General features: G+C 33.7%; 16 protein-coding genes. 8 read left to right on the forward strand and 8 right to left on the reverse strand.

Annotated features, from left to right (window positions below):
* Nucleotides 1-87 precede the first annotated feature (87 nt).
* From AC061E_RS00675 to AC061E_RS00700, 6 genes are all read right to left on the reverse strand, one after another.
* Nucleotides 88-4,407: a CheR family methyltransferase gene (locus AC061E_RS00675; RefSeq protein WP_478284541.1), complete on the reverse strand. Its 4,320-nt coding sequence runs from the start codon at nt 4,405-4,407 to the stop codon at nt 88-90.
* 428 nt (nt 4,408-4,835) lie between these two features.
* A complete protein-coding gene (gene sufD, locus AC061E_RS00680; RefSeq protein ID WP_478284542.1) occupies nt 4,836-6,152 on the reverse strand; it encodes a Fe-S cluster assembly protein SufD in 1,317 nt (438 codons plus the stop codon).
* 81 nt (nt 6,153-6,233) lie between these two features.
* A complete protein-coding gene (sufC, locus tag AC061E_RS00685; RefSeq protein ID WP_144890122.1) occupies nt 6,234-6,986 on the reverse strand; it encodes a Fe-S cluster assembly ATPase SufC in 753 nt (250 codons plus the stop codon).
* A 9-nt stretch (nt 6,987-6,995) separates the two neighbouring features.
* On the reverse strand, nt 6,996-7,499 hold the full coding sequence (locus AC061E_RS00690) for a flavodoxin family protein (RefSeq protein ID WP_478284543.1): 504 nt from the start codon (nt 7,497-7,499) through the stop codon (nt 6,996-6,998).
* A complete protein-coding gene (sufB, locus tag AC061E_RS00695) occupies nt 7,492-8,940 on the reverse strand; it encodes a Fe-S cluster assembly protein SufB (protein ID WP_478284544.1) in 1,449 nt (482 codons plus the stop codon). The genes AC061E_RS00690 and sufB overlap by 8 nt, the downstream gene beginning before the upstream one ends.
* Nucleotides 8,941-9,022: 82 nt before the next feature.
* Nucleotides 9,023-9,352: a HesB/IscA family protein gene (locus tag AC061E_RS00700; protein ID WP_144890116.1), complete on the reverse strand. Its 330-nt coding sequence runs from the start codon at nt 9,350-9,352 to the stop codon at nt 9,023-9,025.
* Between the two features lie 260 nt (nt 9,353-9,612).
* On the opposite strand from AC061E_RS00700, the gene AC061E_RS00705 reads away from it, so the two are divergent.
* The 8 genes from AC061E_RS00705 to AC061E_RS00740 all read left to right on the forward strand — a co-directional run bounded on the left by AC061E_RS00705 (nt 9,613) and on the right by AC061E_RS00740 (nt 19,800).
* Complete coding sequence (locus AC061E_RS00705) at nt 9,613-10,572, forward strand: YjgN family protein (protein WP_478284545.1); 960 nt, start codon at nt 9,613-9,615, stop codon at nt 10,570-10,572.
* A gap of 3 nt (nt 10,573-10,575) precedes the next feature.
* Nucleotides 10,576-11,646 carry a M48 family metallopeptidase gene (locus AC061E_RS00710; RefSeq protein ID WP_478284546.1) on the forward strand — a complete coding sequence of 357 codons (1,071 nt, stop codon included), beginning with the start codon at nt 10,576-10,578 and terminating at the stop codon, nt 11,644-11,646.
* Between the two features lie 131 nt (nt 11,647-11,777).
* Nucleotides 11,778-12,635 (forward strand): MBL fold metallo-hydrolase, encoded by an 858-nt coding sequence (locus AC061E_RS00715; RefSeq protein ID WP_478284547.1) that lies wholly within the window; start codon nt 11,778-11,780, stop codon nt 12,633-12,635.
* Between the two features lie 210 nt (nt 12,636-12,845).
* Nucleotides 12,846-13,982 (forward strand): hypothetical protein, encoded by a 1,137-nt coding sequence (locus AC061E_RS00720; protein WP_478284548.1) that lies wholly within the window; start codon nt 12,846-12,848, stop codon nt 13,980-13,982.
* Between the two features lie 6 nt (nt 13,983-13,988).
* A complete protein-coding gene (locus AC061E_RS00725; protein ID WP_478284549.1) occupies nt 13,989-15,650 on the forward strand; it encodes a hypothetical protein in 1,662 nt (553 codons plus the stop codon).
* Between the two features lie 183 nt (nt 15,651-15,833).
* The gene (locus AC061E_RS00730; RefSeq protein ID WP_478284550.1) at nt 15,834-17,462 is read left to right on the forward strand and encodes a S8 family peptidase; all 1,629 of its coding nucleotides are present in this window, start codon (nt 15,834-15,836) and stop codon (nt 17,460-17,462) included.
* Nucleotides 17,463-17,524: 62 nt separating this feature from the next.
* Nucleotides 17,525-19,393 carry a M1 family metallopeptidase gene (locus tag AC061E_RS00735; RefSeq protein ID WP_478284551.1) on the forward strand — a complete coding sequence of 623 codons (1,869 nt, stop codon included), beginning with the start codon at nt 17,525-17,527 and terminating at the stop codon, nt 19,391-19,393.
* Nucleotides 19,394-19,407: 14 nt separating this feature from the next.
* Nucleotides 19,408-19,800, forward strand: a complete 393-nt coding sequence (locus tag AC061E_RS00740; RefSeq protein ID WP_478284552.1) for a hypothetical protein — start codon at nt 19,408-19,410, stop codon at nt 19,798-19,800.
* Nucleotides 19,801-19,876: 76 nt separating this feature from the next.
* Here the strand turns inward: AC061E_RS00740 and AC061E_RS00745 are convergent, their stop codons facing one another.
* Both AC061E_RS00745 and AC061E_RS00750 read right to left on the reverse strand, forming a co-directional pair.
* The gene (locus AC061E_RS00745; RefSeq protein ID WP_478284553.1) at nt 19,877-21,082 is read right to left on the reverse strand and encodes an NAD(P)/FAD-dependent oxidoreductase; all 1,206 of its coding nucleotides are present in this window, start codon (nt 21,080-21,082) and stop codon (nt 19,877-19,879) included.
* A 216-nt stretch (nt 21,083-21,298) separates the two neighbouring features.
* A complete protein-coding gene (locus tag AC061E_RS00750; protein WP_478284554.1) occupies nt 21,299-22,237 on the reverse strand; it encodes an L-threonine 3-dehydrogenase in 939 nt (312 codons plus the stop codon).
* Nucleotides 22,238-22,359: the final 122 nt, after the last annotated feature.

Below are 22,359 nucleotides of genomic sequence, written 5' to 3' on the forward strand. Positions count from 1 at the left end.
AATATGTTCATCAAAGAAGAATACAGATTCACAAAGTTTCATTTTTTTGATTTATAAGACAATGAAATTTCAACTATTTAGCGCTTCTTATCGCATCAATAAATATTTAATTTTATTATATAATAATTTTTCGTCTATTGGTTTTGAGATGTAATCATTCATGCCTATTTCCAATGACTTTTTGATGTCTATAGTAGTTACATCTGCAGTTAAAGCAATAATTGGAATTTTAGACTTCATTTTTTTTCTAATAAATTCTGTTGCTTCAAAGCCATTAATTTCTGGCATTTGAATATCCATTAATACAATATCATAAGTGTTATTCTGAAGTTTTTCTATAGCAATTTTCCCGTTTTCTGCAATGTCACATTCTAGTCCAAAATCTTCTAATATAATTTTTATTAAAAGTTGATTGAGAGGCATGTCCTCTGCAACTAGCACTTTTACATTAGTAAGTTTATCGTTTTTATTGAATTGAGTTGCTGATTCAACTGGCATTTCGAGATTGGTATTTTTAAAACTCATGGAAAAACCAAAAGTAGAACCTTTTCCTAATTTACTTTTTACAAACAGTTTTCCGCCTTGAAGTTCTACTAGTTGTTTAACGATAGCAAGTCCTAATCCGGTACCTCCATACAATCTTGATGTGGCATCAAATGCTTGCTCAAAATTATCAAAAATAGTATTGAGTTTGTTTTCTGGAATACCAATTCCGGTATCAGTAAGTGCAAATTCTATTGTGGTTTTTTCGGCACCTTGGTCAAGAATTTTTATATCTAAAGTGATTGTCCCTTTTTCCGTAAACTTAATGGCGTTACTTATTAAATTCAGAAATATTTGTCGCAATCTAATGTCGTCGCCCAAGACAATATTTGGAATAGTGCTGTCAATATTTTTTATTAATTCTAATTTCTTTTTCTCACATTTTACTACAAATAATTGAAAGATTTCCGAAATTGTCTGGTTTAAATTGAATGGGTTTTCTTCAAAATTCATTTTTCCAGCATTAACTTTGGCAAGATCAAGAATATCATTAATAATTACAATTAAAGAATTTCCAGAGGTTTTAACTGCATTAACACATTCTTTTTGATGGCTGTTTAATTCTGATTTTAGTAGCACATTTGTAAATCCAATTATGGCGTTCATTGGTGTTCGAATCTCGTGACTCATGTTAGACAAAAATTGTTGCTTGGCTTTTAGTGCGTCTTCAGCAATTTTAGTTTTATGTTCTGCATTGGCAATAGCTTCTATTAATTGGTCTTTCAAATGCACCTGCTTAGTAACTTCATAAGCAATTACTGCAACACCTGAAATGGTTTTGTCCGCTTCCAAGTAAGGCTGATATACAAAATTGAAATACACATCTTCCATTTTCCCTTTTCGTAAAAGCGGCACAAGAAGTTCATATCCATTAAATGGTTTCCCTTTGGTAAATACTTCATCCAATATATTAGGAAGTGAGGAAGTTAAAATTTCTGGCAAAACATCAAACAATGATTTTCCTTCTATGTCATTTCCTTTACCCCAAACTTTTTTTACACTATCGTTAGCAAGTGTAATTTTCATGTCTTTTCCTTTCAAAATAGCAAAGGAAAATGGTGATTGCATGAGCATCATATCATAGCGCTTGTTGCTATCCTCCATGATTTTTAGGGCTTCTTTTTCGGCTTTTAATTGAATTTCACGAATTTTTATCTCATTTTCCCGTGTTGCCAAAGCTAGTTTTCTAGATGCTGTAACATCAATTATAGTAAGTACAATTAGCTCTTCGTTTTTGCTTGGTTGACTTACTTTATGCGCATTTAACAATAATATTTTATGTCCGATATTAGAAAAGGTATGATCAATTTCAAAATCATGAAAATGCACATTATTGGTTACAATCTCTTCAAGAAGTTCTCGTAATCCAGAAAAACTCCATTGATTTTTATTTAATTTATAAAGTGATATTCCCACGCATTCTTGTTCAGTCACATGAAAGGTTTTACAAAAAGATTTATTTGCAGAACGAATCTTCATGTCTTTATCAAGAATAAGCATGGGTTCGTGAATGGTAGACATAATCACTTCAGAATAAGAATATAATTCCTCTACTTGTTGGTTACGAGCTTGCAATTCCTGATTACTTGTAGTAAGTTCTTCGTTGGTAGATTCTATTTCCTCTTTAGAAGTTTCTAGTTCCTCATTTAAACTTTGTAACTCTTCGTTGCTAGAAACAATTTCTTCATTCAAGCTTTGCAATTCTTCATTAGTAGATTCTTGGTCGAGAATAATGGATCCCATATCGGCTCTTGCGGCTGCCAATTCTTCTTCTAGTTTTTTAATGCGTCGGTCTTTTGCAACCGAAGTATTTTTAGTAGATTTTATTGAATTTTCTTCAACTTCTGAAACGGGTTGACCTGTAAATACAACAACCAATAACGGTTCTTCTCCTTCAAGCTTTATGGGTGTAACTTCTAAATTGACGATTCTAAATGCATTCCCATTTTTATCACGATTCATTTCAATCCCAATTTTTACAACCGTTTGTTCAGTTTTAATGGCGTTATGAATGGCATTACGCAGTTCAAATGTGATTTCTGGATGTGCCATTTTCAAAATATTAAAACTGGCTTTGCCCGAAGAGTGTTGTAAATAAAGCGATGTAGTTCCTCTAAATTGAAGAATCTCTAATTCGTAATTAATGATAACACTTGCAGGAACATAATTTTCAAGCAATACAGAATCGAAAGCTAAACCAATATTTCCATTTGCAGAGCTAGTCGTTTTTTTAAGCATTGAAGCTGGATTGATTTTTTTATTTGGCATAATACTGTTTACTGTTCTTGAGTTTAAATTGGAAATGGTATTTAATCTTGAATAATTTTTTCGGCAATAAAATTTATATTTTTTATTTGTAACTCCAAACAAATGACCAGATGCCCCAATCGTTTCTGACTTCCCTAGCATTAAACACCCCCCATCATTTAGCGCATAATGAAAAGTGGTAATGGCTTTTTTCTGAGCAATTGTATCTAAATAAATAAGCACATTGCGGCAGCTAATTAAATCCATTTTTGAAAATGGTGGGTCGCGCAAAATGTTGTGTTGCGCAAAAACACAAACATCTCGCAAGGATTTACAAACGCGATATTTATCTTTAGTTTTGGTAAAAAACCGTTGTATTCTTTCTGGAGAAACATTTGCCAATTGATGGGCAGAATAGTCACCAGTACGCGCTAAATTAATAGCTTCTATACTTAAATCTGATGCAAATATTTGAATAGGAATGTTATTCGATGTAAGGTCTTGAATTTCTAATAATAACATAGCTATAGAGTATACTTCTTCACCTGTAGCACAAGCAGCAATCCATATTCTTATACTCTCACCAGTAGTTTTATTTTCTATAATTTTGGGTAAAATTGTACTCTTTAAAAGTGAAAAAGCATCGGTGTCTCTAAAAAAAGCAGTTACATTTATGAGTAAATCGTGGTAAAGTAAATCAATTTCAGAAGTTTGATCGAGAAGCAATACCGCATATTCTTTTAATGTTTTTATCTTGTGAATCAGCATTCTACGAGTCATTCTTCTCTTGATTGTATTCATCTTATAATGACTAAAATCGACATTTTTGTTTTTGTGAAGAACTTGCAAAATAAGCTGTAAATCAGGATCATTATTTTCTATTTCTGATTCAGGTATATTTTTTATTGGTTTTTGTTTAACCAAAGGATGTTTACTAATTCGGCTTATTTCCAAGCCAATTTCTAAAGGAGATAAAATAAAATCAACTACCCCTGAAGCAATGGCCGATTGAGGCATACTAGCAAATTTAGCCGAATCGTCTTGAGCAAAAGTAATACCTCCAGCTTGTTTTATTTCTTTTAAACCAGATGTTCCATCATAAGCATTTCCAGACAGCACAACTCCAATAACATTTTCTTTATGCGTTTCTGCCAATGAAGTAAAAAGTAAATCAATTGATAGATTTGACTTACGTTTTTCGGGGCGTGGAATTAATTTAATATGCCCATCGACAACTTCAATTTCTTTGTTGTACGGAATTACATAAACATTATTAGGAATCATTTTTTCCATATCATCAATATCTTGTACTTTCATTTGAGTAACTTTAGATAATAAATAAGGTAAAATGCTTTTGTGATCTGGACTTAAATGCTGTACATATATAAAAGCCATGCCTGTCGTGGGCGAAAGATTTTGTAGTAATAGAGTAACCGCCTCAAGTCCACCAGCCGATGCGCCAATTGCAACTATAGGAAATCCATGGGATGCCTTAACCAGTTCTTGATTAGAATGTAATTCAGACTGTGAATATTCTTTCTTAGAAATTTGATTTGGCTCTAACTTTTGCTTTTTTGAAAGTGCTAAAGGAGTACTTTTTGGAAGTGCTGATTTCATTTTCGCCATAATTTATTTTAGGGAAATGGTAAATCAATCTAAACTTGTCTTAGACAACAAATGTTAATTGTACTCAAATGTAGTCTAATTTGAGTTCATAGACTATAAAACATTGACAATAGAAAATTATATGTTTTTTGTCTTCTATTATTTTGGAGAAATGAATTTTTATTTGGGAAAAATACAATTCCTCAAAGTTAAATAGACATTTCTTTGATGATTGGAATTATAGGGAATAAATTTTAGCCCTGATAGAAATCAAAATCCTTTTTGAGGTTTTTACAAAAAAATGATTACTTTAATTATTTGTTGTTTTATTTTGTTAATCAGTGAATTTCATTTGCGATACATAGTGGGTTTAACTCCAAAAAATAAACCCGACAGGTTTTTAAAATCTGTCGGGTTTTATATATCAAGTTTTAATTATCTTACAAATCAAATCCCATTTTTACGCCTAATTTTGTAGCAATAATTTTGGTAATTCGTTGTTTTAATTCTGGTATTTTAATACTTTCTATAACTGCATTTGAGAACGCATACATCAATAGTGCTTTGGCCTCTTTTTTAGGGATTCCGCGTTGTTGCATGTAGAACATTGCTGTTTCATCAAGTTGACCAATGGTGCAACCGTGAGAGCATTTTACATCATCAGCAAAAATCTCTAATTGTGGTTTTGCATTAATAGTCGCTTTATCACTCAATAAAATGTTGTTGCTTTTTTGAAAAGCATTTGTTTTTTGAGCTTCTCTTTCTACAAAAATTTTCCCATTAAAAACTCCATTAGAACGATCAGAGAATATGCCTTTGTAATCCTGATGGCTTTCGCAGTTTGGCGTAGCATGTTGAACGAGTGTGTAATGATCTACATGTTGCTTATCGCCAATAATCGTAATTCCGTTGAGGTAACTCACAATTCTTTCTCCAAAATGGTAAAAATTCAGATTGTTTCTGGTGAGGTTTCCACCAAAACTGAATGTATTTACAGCTACACTACTTTCCTCCTGTTGCGAAACGTAAGTGTTATCGATTAGGTTAGCGGTTAGGTTATCATTTTGAATTTTATAAAAATCAACTATCGCACGTTTTTGAGCAAAAATTTCTGTAACTGAATTGGTTAATACTGGATTTTCGTTCAAACTCTGATGACGCTCGATAATTTGAACGTTTGCATTTTCGCCTACAACGATTAAGTTACGAGGTTGTACTAGTAGTGCAGCTTCATTACCTGTAGAGAAATACATGATTTCAATAGGTCTGTCTGCTACTTTACTTTTTGGAATATTAATGTACGCTCCCTCATTGGCGAAAGCCGTATTTAGTGAGGTTAAGCTTTCTTCTTTATTGACAATTTGGTTGAAATACGCATCAACTATATCCTTGTACTTGGGTTTGTTTAATGCCGAAGACAATAAACAAACATCAATGCCTTCGTGAGTTGTAGCTGATAAATGCGAACTAAAAACACCATCAATAAAGACTACTTTATAACTATCAATTTCGTGTAAAAAGTATTTTTTTACATCAGCATATTGCACTGTATTTTCCTGTTTAGGAAATACTGTAAAATCATTTTTTAGTACGGCATTAAGCGAGGTATATTTCCAAGCTTCTTCTTTTTTGGTAGGGAAACCTTTATTTTCAAAGTTTTTTAATGCGGCTGTTCGAACATCATGAAGTTCAGCATGAACATCGATGCGCTCTTCGAAAGCCATAAAAGACGATAGTAATTTTTCTTTTAATTCCATTTTTATATTGTTTAAAGTTTAAGGTTTAAAAATTTAAAGTTATCGTGAGGCAACTTTAAACTTTAAACTTCAAACAAAATTTTAAGCTTCTTGTTCTTGTTTAATCCAATCGTATCCTTTTTCCTCTAGCTCGTGCGCTAATTCTTTTCCGCCGGATTTTACAATTTTTCCGTTGTATAAAACGTGAACAAAATCAGGAACGATATAATCAAGTAATCTTTGGTAGTGTGTGATCACTACGATAGCATTTTTATCGCTTTTTAATTTGTTAACCCCATTGGCAACAATTCTCAAAGCATCGATATCTAGTCCAGAATCGGTTTCGTCAAGGATAGCTAATTTTGGTTCTAGCATAGCCATTTGAAAAATTTCGTTACGTTTTTTCTCTCCACCCGAAAAACCTTCGTTTAAAGAACGTGACAAAAATTTACGGTCTATTTCTAATAATTCTGATTTTTCACGAATCACTTTTAGCATTTCGTTTGCAGGCATTTCTTCCTGTCCGTTTGCTTTACGTGTTTCGTTGATCGCTGTTCTCATGAAGTTGGTTACAGAAACTCCTGGAATTTCAACAGGATATTGAAACGAAAGAAATACACCTTTATGGGCTCTTTCTTCTGGAGCCAATTCTGAAATGTCTTCGTTATCCAAAAAGATTTCTCCTTGAGTCACTTCATAGTTTTCGTTTCCTGCAATAATTGCCGAAAGAGTACTTTTTCCAGCACCGTTTGGTCCCATTATCGCGTGAATTTCTCCAGCTTTTACTTCAAGGTTAATCCCTTTTAATATTTCTTTGTCACCTATTGAGGCGTGTAAATTTTTTATTGATAACATCTTATATATTTATATATTAGTTAATTCTATTTTGTTAATTTCATTTATTTTATCAGCATTAAAGTGCTTGTCTCCTAAATATTTCATGCCGAGATATTCTGCTGATTTTTGAAAAGGGATATAAAAATTACACTCTAATTCATCATCGTGAGAATTTGTTATTACAAACATTTTCTTTCCTCTTAATTTTCTTCCAGTTTCTTTTTCGATCCTAATTAAATCAGATAGTCTATCAAAAAATACTTTCATAATTCCGCTCATACTGTACCAATAAACAGGTGTTGCAAATATCAGTGTATCGTATCTTTCAATAATAGTTCTTGCTAGTGGTAAGAAATCATCATTACTATTTTTACTTTCATAATCATAATAGGAAATAGAATAATCTCTTAAATCAATAACGTCAGCATTTATTTTGGTGGAAATTTTATCAATTATTTTTGAAGTATTTCCATTGCTTCTGGAAGAACCTACTATAATAACTTTCTTACTTCCCATATCTAAATTATCCAACACTTCCTTCTAACGAAATTTCCAATAATTTTTGTGCTTCTACTGCAAATTCCATTGGCAGCTTATTCAATACATCTTTACTGAAACCGTTTACAATTAATGCAATTGCTTTTTCAGTTGGAATACCTCGTTGATTGCAATAAAAAACTTGGTCTTCGCCAATTTTACTAGTCGTAGCCTCGTGTTCTATTTTTGCCGATGGATTTTTACTTTCGATGTATGGGAACGTATGTGCTCCACAATTATTCCCCATTAATAAGGAATCACATTGCGAAAAATTCCTAGCATTATCCGCATTAGCACTAATTTGCACTAAACCACGGTAACTGTTTTGTGATTTACCAGCCGAAATTCCTTTAGAAATAATGGTCGATTTGGTGTTTTTACCAAGGTGAATCATTTTGGTCCCTGTATCTGCTTGTTGGTAATTATTAGTTACTGCAATAGAATAAAATTCACCAGTTGAATTATCCCCTTTTAAAACTACCGATGGATATTTCCAGGTTACTGCTGATCCTGTTTCTACTTGTGTCCAAGAAATTTTTGCGTTTTTCTCGCAAATTCCTCTTTTGGTTACAAAATTATACACCCCACCTTTACCTTCTTTGTTTCCAGGATACCAGTTTTGTACGGTTGAATATTTTATTTCGGCATCGTCAAGAGCTATTAACTCTACAACTGCAGCGTGCAATTGATTTTCATCTCGGCTTGGTGCAGTACATCCTTCAAGGTAAGAAACATAACTTCCTGCGTCAGCTACTAATAGAGTTCTTTCAAATTGTCCTGTACCGGCTTGATTGATACGGAAATAAGTAGAAAGTTCCATTGGGCAACGAACGCCTTTTGGGATGTAACAAAACGATCCGTCAGAGAATACGGCCGAGTTTAACGCAGCATAAAAGTTGTCTTTTTGCGGCACTACAGTTCCTAAATATTTTCGTACTAATTCTGGATGTTCTTTGATGGCTTCAGAAATACTCATGAAAATGATTCCTTTTTCGCCTAATGTTTTCTTGAATGTAGTAGCTACTGAAACGGAGTCAACCACGATATCCATAGCCACATTATTCATCATTTTTTGCTCATCTACAGAGATGCCTAACTTTTTATACATTTCTAAAAGTTCCGGATCTACATCATCTAATGTTTTATTAGGGTCTACTGCTTTTGGTGCTGAATAGTAAGATATCGCTTGGAAATCAGGTTTTACATAATGTACGTTAGCCCATTCTGGTTCTACCATTTGCTCCCAAGCACGAAAAGCCTCAAGGCGCCAATCGGTCATCCATTGTGGTTCTTCCTTTTTTTGAGAAATTGCACGAACGATGTCTTCGTTTAAACCAATAGGAAAAGTTTCGGCTTCCAGCTCGGTGTAAAATCCGTATTCGTATTCTTTATTTTCGAGTTCGATTTTTAAGTCGTCTTCTGTATATTTTGACATATTTTTTTGTCTTAAAGTTTTTAAAGTCTAAAGTTTTAAAGTCATTGTAAGTCTTTCGACTTTATGAAATTTGACATTATGACTATAGAGAGAATGATTCCCCGCAACCACATGTTCTAGTTGCATTTGGATTATTAAAAACAAATCCTTTCCCGTTTAATCCGCCAGAAAATTCTAAAACGGTTCCTGCTAAATAGAGAAATGATTTTTTTTCAACAGCTATTGTAATGTCGTTGTCTATGAATATTTTATCGTCTTCGCCTTTGTTGTTATCGAATTTCAAATCATAAGATAAACCGGAACAACCTCCGCTTTTAACACCAACCCGCACATAATCTGTTGCGGCATCAAAACCATCGTCTTTCATTAAGTCGATAATTTTCTTTTTGGCAGTATCAGAAACTTTTATCATGTTTATGTTGTTTTGTAATAACATATTGTTTGTTAAAACTTACCTAGCATCTTTATTATCAGAGCTTTAAATTTTAAGCCAATTGTGTTATCTTGATTTTGTCTAAATTAACCGCAAAGATACTATATAAAATACTTTTTCCATAATCAATAGCATTTTTATAACTAATCTTCAAATAGAAAATAGTTATTGGTTGTTTTTCAAAAAATTAAACTACTTTTAGTCCCTTATAACTTACAAATAACTAAATTAAAATTATTATGGAAGAAATTTTACCTGAAAAGATGCAGTACAAATTAGATTTTAAAGGAAAAGGTGAAACTTTTTTTGGAATCGTAATCGTCAATTGGCTTTTAACAATTGTTACATTAGGAATTTATTATCCTTGGGCGAAAGCCAAAACGCTCCAATTTATGTTTGGACAAACAACTTTAAATGATGATGCTTTTGCTTTTCATGGTACCGGGAAAGAAATGTTTAAGGGTTTTATAAAAGTTATTATATTATTTGCAATCTTGTTTGGAATTTTAAGTCTTTTCATCTATTTAGACCTGCCCTCAGTAGGATTGATATCGTTATATTTGATAGTGATAGCTATTATGCCATTAGCAATTCACGGTTCTTATAAGTATAGAATGTCAAGAACATCTTGGCGTGGTGTTCGTTTTGGTTACAGAGGCGATAGGAATGAATTTGTCAAACTTTTTTTTAAATGGATTTTTTATACTGTAATAACGCTTGGTATTTATAGTTCTTGGTTTAAAATGAACCTGCGTAGTTATGTATTGAGTAATATTCGCTTTGGTGATGCCGAAATGAATTACGATGGTGATGGTGGGGATTATTTATTAATGAACATTAAAGGTTACTTTTTAAGTGTTATAACCTTAGGAATTTACTCTTTTTGGTGGCAAAAAGATATTTTTGAGTACTATGTTAATAATTTATCGCTACATAAAGACGACAAAAGAATTGAATTTACATCAACAGCTACGGGAGCCGATTTTATAGGCCTTATAATTATTAATATGTTAATGATTATTTTTACGCTTGGCCTTGGTTATGCTTGGGTTGTTACGAGAACTATGAAGTTTATATTTGATCATATTGAACTGGATGGCACGATTGATTTAAACACTTTGCAACAAACCGAAGAGAATTTCAAAGACGCTACAGGTGACGATATTAGCGACTTTTTAGACATAGATTTTATAGTATAAAGTATGAGTAATCAGTCCGTAGGAATTTATTTTGATGGTAAATCAGCTGTTCCGCAGCCTTGTTCACTGTTGTTGGAGACGCAAAAAGGCATGATTCTTTTTGAAACCGAAACGGGTCATCAAGAGCGGTGGTTGATTGCATCTGTTAGTTTTGAAAATTTTGGAAACTCTTTGCAGTTGCAAAAACAAAGTACTGATGGTGTTGCAATCCTTAAAATAACCGATGCTACATTTGCAGCAGCCATTCAGAAATTCAGGAAAGAGAACAACCATATCAATTGGTATGAAAAATTGCTTGCTTCTGGTTTCAAGATGCATCTCGTTTTGGCGTTGGTTATTTTTGCCTTAATCGGACTGACTTATTTGTATGCGATACCTTGGGTTGGCGAAAAATCAGTAGTCCTTATTCCCGAAAGTTATGATAATACTTTAAGTGGCACCTTTATCAGTGACAATTTACTTTTTTCGGAGGTCGAATCTAAGAAAACCAAAGCTTTGAATGCTTTCGCAAAAGAGTTGCAGCTGAACAACAAAAAGAACTTGAAATTTATTTTTGTAGAAGAGGATATTGTAAACGCTTTTGCTTTGCCTGATGGTACCATTGTGGTTTATTCCGGAATTGTAGACAAGATGAAAAACTACGATGAGTTGGTGGCGCTCTTGGGTCACGAGGCAGCCCACGTCAATCATAGGCATTCCATGAAAATGCTTTGTCGCAACTTGTCTGGTTATTTATTTATCTCGGCAATTTTAGGTGATGCAAACGGAATTATGGCCACAATAGGAGATAACGTAAACAGTTTTCAGTCGCTATCCTTTTCGCGTGAGTTTGAACAAGAGGCTGATCGAGAAGGTTTTGCTATTGTTATTAAAAATAAGGTCAATCCAAACGGAATGTTAAACTTGTTTAAAAGATTACAAGACGAAGGCGATGCCATTATCCCAGAGTTTTTGAGTTCACATCCTGTTACAAAGCAGCGCATTGAAACCACTAGACAATTGGTTAAATCTACTCCGCATCAAGTTGAATCAAATGGTAAACTGCAACAGTTGTTTCAACAATTAAAAAAATAATCTCATGTAAAATTGCACTTAAATCATTACACCTCAGTTGTGTATGGGTTTAGGTGCAATTTGTTTTTACACACTTTTAGTTCGGTATCAATAAATATGCTTAATTTTAGAGTCAACAATTTTGATACACTATGAAATTATATCCAATAGAAACGGGTAATTTTAAATTAGATGGTGGCGCTATGTTTGGCGTAGTACCCAAAACCATTTGGAATAAAACCAATCCTGCTGATGCCAATAACCTTATTGACATTGCAGCGCGTTGCTTATTAATTGAAGAGGGAAACCGCTTGATTTTGATAGACACTGGAATGGGCAACAAACAATCTGATAAATTTTTCGGATACTATTCTTTATGGGGTTCCCATTCTTTAGATAAATCTTTGGCAAAATACGGTTTTCACCGCGACGATATAACGGATGTGTTTATGACGCATTTACATTTTGACCATTGTGGTGGAAGTGTACAATGGAATAAAGACAAAACGGGATACGAACCAGCCTTTAAAAACGCTAAGTTTTGGACCAACGAAAATCACTGGGAATGGGCTACAAAACCCAACCCAAGAGAGAAAGCTTCGTTCTTGTCTGAGAATATTTTGCCCATGCAAGAAAGTGGTCAACTGCATTTTATAAAAAGACCCGAAGGTGATTTTCTTGAAAAATCAGAGCTGGGATTTGGAATCTTTTTTGTGGACGGCCATACAGAGAAACAAATGATCCCGCACATTCAATATAAAGGTAAAACTATTGTTTTCTGTGCTGATTTATTGGCCACAGCCGGACACATTCCGATACCGTATGTCATGGGCTATGATACACGACCATTACTGACCATGCCAGAAAAAAGTAAGTTTTTGCACGCTGCAGTAGAACAAAACCATTATTTATTTTTAGAACACGATGCGAACAATCAGATAATCACTGTTAAAGATACTGAGAAAGGCATTAGATTACAAGATGTATATACCACTGATGAATTATTTTAAGATGGTATCTCTATATTAAGTCCCTTCTTACATTTGTAATAAGGGATTTTTTTTGATTGATAGCTTCTGATAATATGATATATAAGGAACAGCTGATTAGAGCGTTTCTATAATTTTTAAATGAAGAATTATTTCAATTTTAGTAAGGGAATAAATTGTTTTTCTTGAATATAATAAATAGGTTTGTCCAGAATTTATAAAAATACACGTATGAAAAAAACTTTAATTTTTTTGTTGTTTTTAGTTTCTGTTACTATTTCAGCACAAAAAGTAGACTTAGATCGTTTTTACTTTGAGGTTAGTTATCAAGCACTTCCAAAAGAGCCTGTGCCTTTTGAAAAAAGAACTTATATTTCAGAAGTTAATTTAGGAGGTAAAATACAAACGTATGCAAACAGACTTACATTAAATGACAATATTAAAATTTATGGTTGGAAAAAGGCAGATGAAAATCCAACAGTAAAAATGGAGCTCAATATTGAAGACTTTTTGGAAAAAGTGGTAACACCAGAAATACGTGTGGAAGAGACTAGAGACCGACAAGGTAAAGTAACAAGCCGCAGAGAATACCATTATTTATTAGTAAAATACTCAGGAAGAGGATTTGCAAAAATAGCTGGACCACGAACTGCGGATCAATTAACACCAAAAAAAATTGAAGAGGAAAAAGCCAAACAAGCAGCAGCCACTACAAATAGATTTTTAAAAAATGCAGTTGTAAAAAAAGATACAGCAACTACTAATGGAGGATTTAAATGGAGCTATGATGAAGAAATTGCTGTAAAAACGAAAGAGTTTGCCGATGCAAGGACTGCAATGAAAGACTTTTATCTAAATCAAAGTGCAATACATGACAAAACTTTAAGAGATTATGTTAATGGAGTAACTAGCAAATTTAATAGTGGAATCAATGATTTATATGGGTATAGACCAATTATTACTAACCAAATTTTATGGATTTTAGATGCTAAAAATGAAGAGGGTGCAACTCAAATAGAAGCTATTCAAGCTGTTAGAGCATTGTTTAAAACTATGAGAGCCGATCAACCAATTGAGGACTTAAAAAGTAATATGCAACCTTTAATAGAGTATTTTGATTCCTTAAAAACAAAATATACTGATGATAGTAAACCAGCTCGTAAAATGAGATACTCTGCATATTATAACTTGGCAGTGATTTATTTATTAACAGACGAACCAGAAAAGACTATTGTAGAGGCAGAGAAGTTAATTTTAAATGACTATGACAAGGCCGATGGTAAAGAATTAATTAACCGCGCCAATAGACTAATAGAAGATTTTAAAATTGCAAATACAAGATCAACGCACAACCCAACTCTTAATTAATCACGAATGAAAAAGATTATACAATTAGCATTAATAGGTGCTTTTACAATACTAAGCTGTAATGCTTATAGCCAGTTTTCACTAGGTAAAATGATCAGTAAAGTGGAGGGCTCTGGAACTCCAGCAGGTCAAGATGAAGAAAGAAAAAACACCTTAAATTTAAGAGGGCCAGAACCTCCTGTTGACAAACAATACGGTAACTACAAAACGTATGAAATTAAACTGGATTTATCCACAGGTATTGAAGATAGTTTTGCATTTAGAAAAATTCCATATTCAAGTGAAAAAATAAATAATATTTTCTTCATCTCAGGTTTGAAAAAAACCAATGAAGGAGAATTTAAAATTAAATATACAGTTTCAAGGTTTGAGTCTATTAATGACGAAGATTATGTGCAGTCGTATTATCAAAAATCACCTGCGTATTATATAGGAATGGAGTCTAACCTTGAAATCATGGACAAAACAGGCAAGGTTATTTACAAAAGGTATACTACGCCAAAAGTCAACATGTATGTAACAGACCCTACCTACAGTTATGAAGCTTTGGTAATTCGAATTTTGACCACAAATTTCTACTCGATGTTGCAAGAATTTGAAGGTTTTTACTTGTATGGCCCAGAAGTCTCAGGATTACGTTATTTTGATATTGAGAAGAAAAAGAAATCAAAATCAACCTTTAATCCAGATGAATTCAATCAATCCGTTCAAGTATTGCCTACTTTAGTTGATGTAGACAGAGCCGATTGGCCAAGTTTATTTGGTGAAGCTCAGAAGTATTGGAAAGAGTTTTTAGCTTTTGAAGATAAAAATGACGAGGATATACAGAAAAAAGTTCGTTTTAGTGCACATTATAATTTAGCTACAACTTATTTACTTTTAGGTCAAGTTGAGGAAGCTTCAAAATATTTAGATGGAGTAAAGGAAAACGAAAAAAGCTTTTTAGGAATACGTACGCACTATCCATTTTTAACAAAATTAGCAACCAATATTGACGAGTATAAAAAAACTACTGAAAAAGCAACCACATTAGAGGCGATCCAAGCTGAGCCGATTTTAGCTTCATATAAAAAAGCCGCATCCGCTTTTAGATATGCTGAATTTGACGGAGAAGTTTTAGATGTAGATGGTAAAGTTTTTAAAGGTAAAGTTCGAATTGTTAGTGATTATCCGGAACTAGTAGATTTTAGAACGGAGTCGCAAGTTTCAGGACTGCGTTCCTTAGTTGATGGTATCGGTTCAGATAAAAGTACAGTAAGAATTAGCATTGAAGGACAGAAAAAACCAGAACGCACTAACTTGAAAAAAGTGGCGAATATCAAAGACAATGAAGGCCATTTTTACATTGGAGGTCAAACAGGTAAAGGAGTAGGTCTTACATCTGATGTGAATACAAAAAGATATTCTTTATTTGAAGAAATTAAAAAAGGAGAAAAAATATCTGTATTTCATGAGTTTTTCCCTCAAGATGCATACGTTTTGAAAAAAAGAATTCAAGATGAATTTTTCAGCCCATCTATTTTGATTGGTAGAAAAAAAGAATTAAGAGAATATTTTTCAGATTGTCCTAAAATGATTGAAAACATCAATAATGGACTTTATAATTTTGAAAATAAAGAAACTTACATCAAAATGTTTGAGGATTATACAGCATTATGCGGTAATTAATAATTCAAATAAATTTAAGATTAAAGCTACCTTACAAGGGTAGCTTTTTTTATTGTTGTGAATCTTATCAAATAAAAACTACATTTATATTTAAATTTTCTTAACATAGTGTTAATCCTTTTATTTGTTTAACAAAATCAATTATTTTAGACCAATATTTCAAAAATAAACAAAAACAAACCAATGAATACCATTAAACCCATTTACATTTCTGCTTTTGCTTTTTTAGCATTAGTAGGTTGTGGAGCAGCAAAGCAAGTTTCAAGTGCTTCAACTTCGAATTTAGTTACCATTAGTGCACCTTTAAATGTTAAAAAGAAGGCGGCGCTTACTGAAAATGATTTGAAACGTTGGAGTCACTTGGATATCGTAAAAGACACCATTCCTGGAATGAGCGTTGACAGAGCTTATGCAGAATTGCTAAAAGGAAAAAAAGGCGTACCTGTTATTGTAGGTATTGTAGATTCGGGTGTAGATATTGAACACGAAGATTTAAAATCAGTGCTTTGGACTAATGCCAAAGAAATAGCGGGTAACGGCATAGATGATGACAAGAATGGGTATATAGATGACATTCATGGTTGGAATTTCTTGGGAGATATAACCAAGGAAAATTTGGAATACGAGAGAATCATCAAGGATAAATCATTGGTGGATGAAAAAACATACCAAGAAGCTAAGGCTTTAAATGATAAAAAAGTGGCCGATGCGGCTACAATAAAGAAGCGCTCTACAGAAATGATTGAAACACTGGCATCAAGCGATGCTGCTGTTGCAAAACATTTAGGTAAAGCGATATATACTGTTGATGAAGTAAAGGCAATTGATACTCAAGATCAAGACTTGATTAAAGGTAAGGCTACAATGCTACAAATGTTGGGATATGGCTTACCAGTTGCTGAACTTAAAGTAGCGGTTCAAAAACAAAAAGACGGTCAAGATGCTCTTATAAATGGTGACAATCTTAAAACAGATTACCGTAAGGTTTTGGGTGATAATCCTAACGATATTGCTGATACCAAGTACGGTAACAATAATGTAATGGGGCCAGACAAAAACGAAATTTTGCACGGAACGCACGTTGCTGGAATTGTGGCTCAAGTTAGAGGTAATAATCTAGGTGGAGATGGAGTAGCAAATAACGTTCAAATTTTAACGGTTCGTGCTGTTCCAGACGGAGACGAGTACGACAAAGACATTGCATTAGGGATTCGTTATGCTGTTGATAATGGTGCCAAAGTAATCAACGGAAGTTTTGGAAAAAGCTTTTCACCACACAGACAATGGGTTTATGATGCTTTAAAATATGCAGAGAAAAAAGATGTATTGTTTGTACACGCGGCAGGAAATGACGCAAAAGACATCGATTTTGCTGAGAATTTCCCAAATGATTCTGAAGATAAAGTAAAAGAGTTTGCGGATAATGTAATTACTATTGGAGCATTAAATTTTGAATACGGTGATAAAGTTGTGGCTCGTTTTTCAAACATAGGGAAACTCAATGTAGATGTTTTTGCACCAGGTGTAAAAATCTATGCGACTACTCCAAACAACGAATACCAATATTTGCAGGGTACCTCAATGGCTGCGCCAAACACTGCAGGAGTTGCAGCATTGATTCGTTCATACTATCCAAAATTATCGGCTAAACAAGTAAAACAAATCTTGATGGAATCTGGTGTAGCTATTTCGACAGAAGTTATCGTTGGAGGAAAAGCAACTGACAAACGTTCGTTTTCAACATTATCAAAATCAGGTAAAATTGTAAATGCATATAATGCTTTATTAATGGCAGAGAAAATGTCAAAATAAATTTTAAAAAACTTAATTTTATGGAAGGACAATTTGTCCTTCCATTTTTATTTTAACTACATATGAAAAAACTACTTTTATGCACCATCTTAGTGTCTAGCTTTGGCAATTTATGGGCACAAAATTCAAATTATTGGCAGCAACATGTTGACTATAAAATGGCGGTTACCATGGATGTATCAACGTATACATACAAAGGCACACAAGAATTAGTATATACCAATAACTCTCAGGATACACTTAGAAAAGTATATTACCACTTGTTCAATAACGCTTTTCAGCCTGGAAGCGAAATGGATGCACGTATCCAAAACATTAAAGATCCTGACGGAAGAATGGTTTCTAAAGTTAAAGTAGGGGACAAAGAAATTAAAGAAAGCCGTATCAAAAACTTGAAACCAAACGAAATTGGCTTTTTACATGTGACTAATTTTAAGCAAGATGGTACTACAGCAACCGCTAAAGAAGTAGGAACTATTCTTGAGGTTACTTTGGCTAAGCCAATGTTACCCAATTCAAAAACTATTTTTACTTTAGATTTTGAGGGTCAAGTTCCAGTTCAAATTCGTCGTTCAGGACGCAATAATGCTGAAGGTGTTGAACTTTCAATGGCACAATGGTATCCAAAACTTGCCGAATTTGATTTTGAAGGTTGGCATGCAGATCCTTATATTGCTAGAGAATTTCATGGTGTTTGGGGCGACTTTGATGTAAAAATTACTATTAATAAAAATTATGTTTTAGGGGGAACAGGTTACTTACAAAATCCTAACGAAATTGGTCACGGATACCAAGATCAAGGGGCAGTGGTTACCATTCCTAAAAAAGCTAAAACACTTACTTGGCATTTTAAAGCACCAATGGTTCACGACTTTACTTGGGCAGCTGACAAAAACTATATTCATGATATTGCCAAAGGTCCAAATGGTGTTGACATTCACTTTTTGTACAAAAACAATCCGCAATACATTGAAAACTGGAAAAATTTACAGCCATTGACTGTAAAATTGATGGAGTTTTACAACAAAACCGTGGGTGATTATCCGTACAAACAATATTCGGTAATTCAAGGTGGCGATGGCGGAATGGAATATGCTATGTGTACTTTGATTTTAGGACAAGGAAAATTTGAAGGATTGTTGGGTGTAACGGCTCACGAAATGGCGCACTCTTGGTTCCAACACGTATTGGCCTCAAACGAGTCTAAACACGGATGGATGGACGAAGGATTTACTTCTTTTTTGGAAGATTTAGGAATGAATGAAATTGCAGAGAAAAAAGCACAAAACCCATTTGCGGGTGGCTACACAGGATATTTTTCGATGGTAAATTCAGGAAAAGAATTGCCTCAAGGAACACACGCTGATCGTTTTGATGAGAACAGAGTATACAGCATTTCATCGTACAGCAAAGGGGAACTTTTCTTGACACAATTGATGTATTTGATAGGCAAAGAGAATTTGATGAAAACCTTGAAAAAATATTACAGCGATTTTAAATTCAAGCATCCCACTCCAAACGATATTAAAAGATCTGCCGAAAGAATATCTGGAGCAAACCTAGATTGGTACCTTACAGATTGGACACAAACTACAAACACTATTGATTACGGCATTAAAGAAGTAACTGAGAATGCAGGACAAACAAAGGTAGTTTTAGAACGAATTGGTAGAATGCCAATGCCAATTGATTTGCTAATTGAATACACTGATGGTACTACAGAAAGTTTTTACATCCCATTACGAATGATGAGTTTTGAGAAAGAAAACCCTAATCCAATAGTAAAAAGAACAGTATTGAATGATTGGGCTTGGGCGTATCCTACGTATGAACTCAATATTCCAAAATCGAAAACGGGAATCAAAAGCATTACCATAGACCCGAGTAGTTTAATGGCTGATATTAAAAAAGAGAATAACGTTTTTAAATAGAACTTGATTTTTATATGAAATTCAAATACAATGAAGCAACCGCTTCACTCGAAATTAAAGACGGTTTGAAGAGCCATTTTCTTATTGTACGATTGTTACTCATTGTGACTTTTGTAAATGTACTTTTAAATCTATCGAATGCTCAGGTTGAATTTGGTTTGATGAAACTAATTTGGTTATTGATTGGTATGGCAGCTGCGGTGGGTTTGCGACATTATTTTATGAAAAAAACAGGTGCAGATACAATACCTTTTGATCAAATAGCAGGAATCAAGGAGCGTGAGGTAAAAGGTATAAAAAAATATTTTCTAGAGTTGAAAAACGGAAAAATTAGAGATTTAATTGAATTACAATCTGAAGCAGAATACAAAGAATTGCAAACGCTATTTGCAAAAAAGAAAAAGTAAGTTCTTCTTTTTACGCTCCACACAAAAGCCCAAATAAACTATGGTTTACTTGGGCTTTTTGTTATTAGGAAACGAATTATCGTCTGAATTTGAAGGTATCTGCGAGGGGATGTTTTTTGTTTTGTAGCATATCAGCAACAAGTTCCATTCCGATGACAGAAAAGGTGATTCCGTTACCTCCAAAACCAAGCACAAAATAAGCGCCCGGAAAATTTGGATGTTCTCCTATGTAGGGCAATCCGTCTTTGGTTTCACCAAAAGTACCTGCCCAAACAAAATCTGTTCTGAAATCATAATCAGGTAAAATTTTCTTCAGATAATTAGTCAATTTATCGGACTTGTCATTGAGTAAGGAATCTCTTTTTGCAGCGTCTACAAAATCTTCATCTTCGCCGCCAATAAGCAATCGATTATCGTCTGTGGTTCGCATATACATGTAAGGCTCCGCCGTGTTCCAAAACAGCGTGTCGTTAAGATGTGATTGATCGTCTTCAAAACGTTCTCCAACAATAGCATAGGTAGAAAGTAATTTTACAAACTTGTCTTTAATGATTTCAGTACTTTCAAAACCGTTGCAGTAGAGTATTTTTTTAGCAGTAATAGTAGTACCATGTTCCGTTAAAACGGTTACGCCATTTTTTGTGTAAGTAACTTTTTTAATGTCGGTTTTATCAAAAATCTGCAATCCTTTTTTATGATTGTATGCTAGTACATCATGCGCTAATTGGAAAGCATCTATACTGCCACCTTGTTCAGACAAGATGCCGCCATGTGAACGTTTGATTTTAAATTTTTTTTCAATTTCTTCGGCTTCCAGCCATTTTACCGGCATACCAATTTTTTTTCGCGCTTCGAATTCTTTTTTTAACCAGACAATATCTTTCTTTAAAGCGGCAAAATAAAGGGATTCTTTTTTCTTGAAACCACAATCTGATTTTACTTGTTGCACGATTTTCTTCAAATCATCAATTGATTTGTAACACGCCCAATAACTGTCAACGGCAGCTTTTTCACCAATCAAATCAATAAGTTGATACAACGGCACGTCAATCTCATATTGTAACATGGATGTTGTAGCCGATGTGCTTCCGTGACCAATTTCTCTGCGATCAATAAGCACGGTTTTGTAACCATCCGCTATACATTGATGTGCAATTAGACTGCCAGTTATACCACCTCCCACAATAAGAACATCTGTGTCCAAATTTTCTCTTACTGAGGGATAGGAATTGATGATTCCATTTTTTACCAACCAAAAAGGTTCACTTGATTTTAGTTTCATGGCGTTTTAGCTTTTATCAAATGTAATGATATTGAGGATGCTACATTTATTTTTTAAAGCTATAATGTTACATAATTATAAGATGATTTCTGTTGTATTTTTTATGAAACGATTGTTTTTTGAATGCAAGTATGGGTTTCTGTACATGAAAAAGTAGAAAACAAAAAAACGCCGCAAAACTTGAATTTTGCGGCGTTTTATTTATGTTCAAAAAGTTTATCTTAAATGCTCTAGCATATCCACTGTCATGGTTGCTAAATCAAACTCATGATTCCAGTTCCAGTCTTCGCGAGCGCTGCTGTCATCAATACTTGCTGGCCAGCTGTCGGCAATTTTCTGACGGAAATCTGGCTCGTACGTAATGGTAAATTCAGGAATGTGTTTCTGGATTTCGGCAGCAATTTCTGTTGGCGTAAAGCTCATTGCAGCCAAATTGTATGAGGAACGAATTTTAATTTGCTCAGCGGGTGCTTGCATGATTTTGATGGTAGCCGCAATAGCATCGTCCATGTACATCATAGGCATTTTAGTTTCTGAGGATAAAAAACACTCGTATTTTTGATCGGCGAGTGCTTTGTGATAAATATCTACAGCATAATCTGTAGTTCCGCCACCAGGAGGTGATGACCAACTGATCAAGCCAGGATAACGAATGCTGCGCACATCAACACCAAACACATTGTGGTAATACTCACACCATCTTTCACCTGCTTGCTTACTGATTCCGTACACCGTTGATGGCTCCATAACCGTGTATTGAGGTGTGTTTTCTTTAGGGGTTGTTGGTCCAAAAACCGCAATACTTGATGGCCAAAATATCTTTTTTATTTTTCCGGCTTTCGCCAAATTCAAAACATGAAATAAAGAGTTCATATTCAAGTCCCATGCAAATGCTGGATTTTTCTCGGCTGTTGCCGATAAAAGTGCCGCCATTAAATACACATCGGTAATTTGATGTGCTTCAACTAAATGCTCAATTTGATTAAAATCTAACGCATTTACCACTTCAAATGGACCCGAATTTACGACATCAATATTTAATTTACGGATATCAGAGGCTATAACATTATCTGTTCCGTAAATTCCGCGTAACTTTTGCGTTAGCTCAGTACCTATTTGGCCACAAGCGCCTATAATTAATATTTTTGTACTCATTTTTTTTAAGTTTTGTTAAGCAAAGATAACGTTTTCGAAAATATCAAAAAATTATTAGAATCTTTATAAAAACATATAAAAATTAGTAATGTGCTATTTCTTACTGCTAATTGTTTGTTTTT

Source organism: Flavobacterium sp. GNP011 (assembly GCF_056428925.1).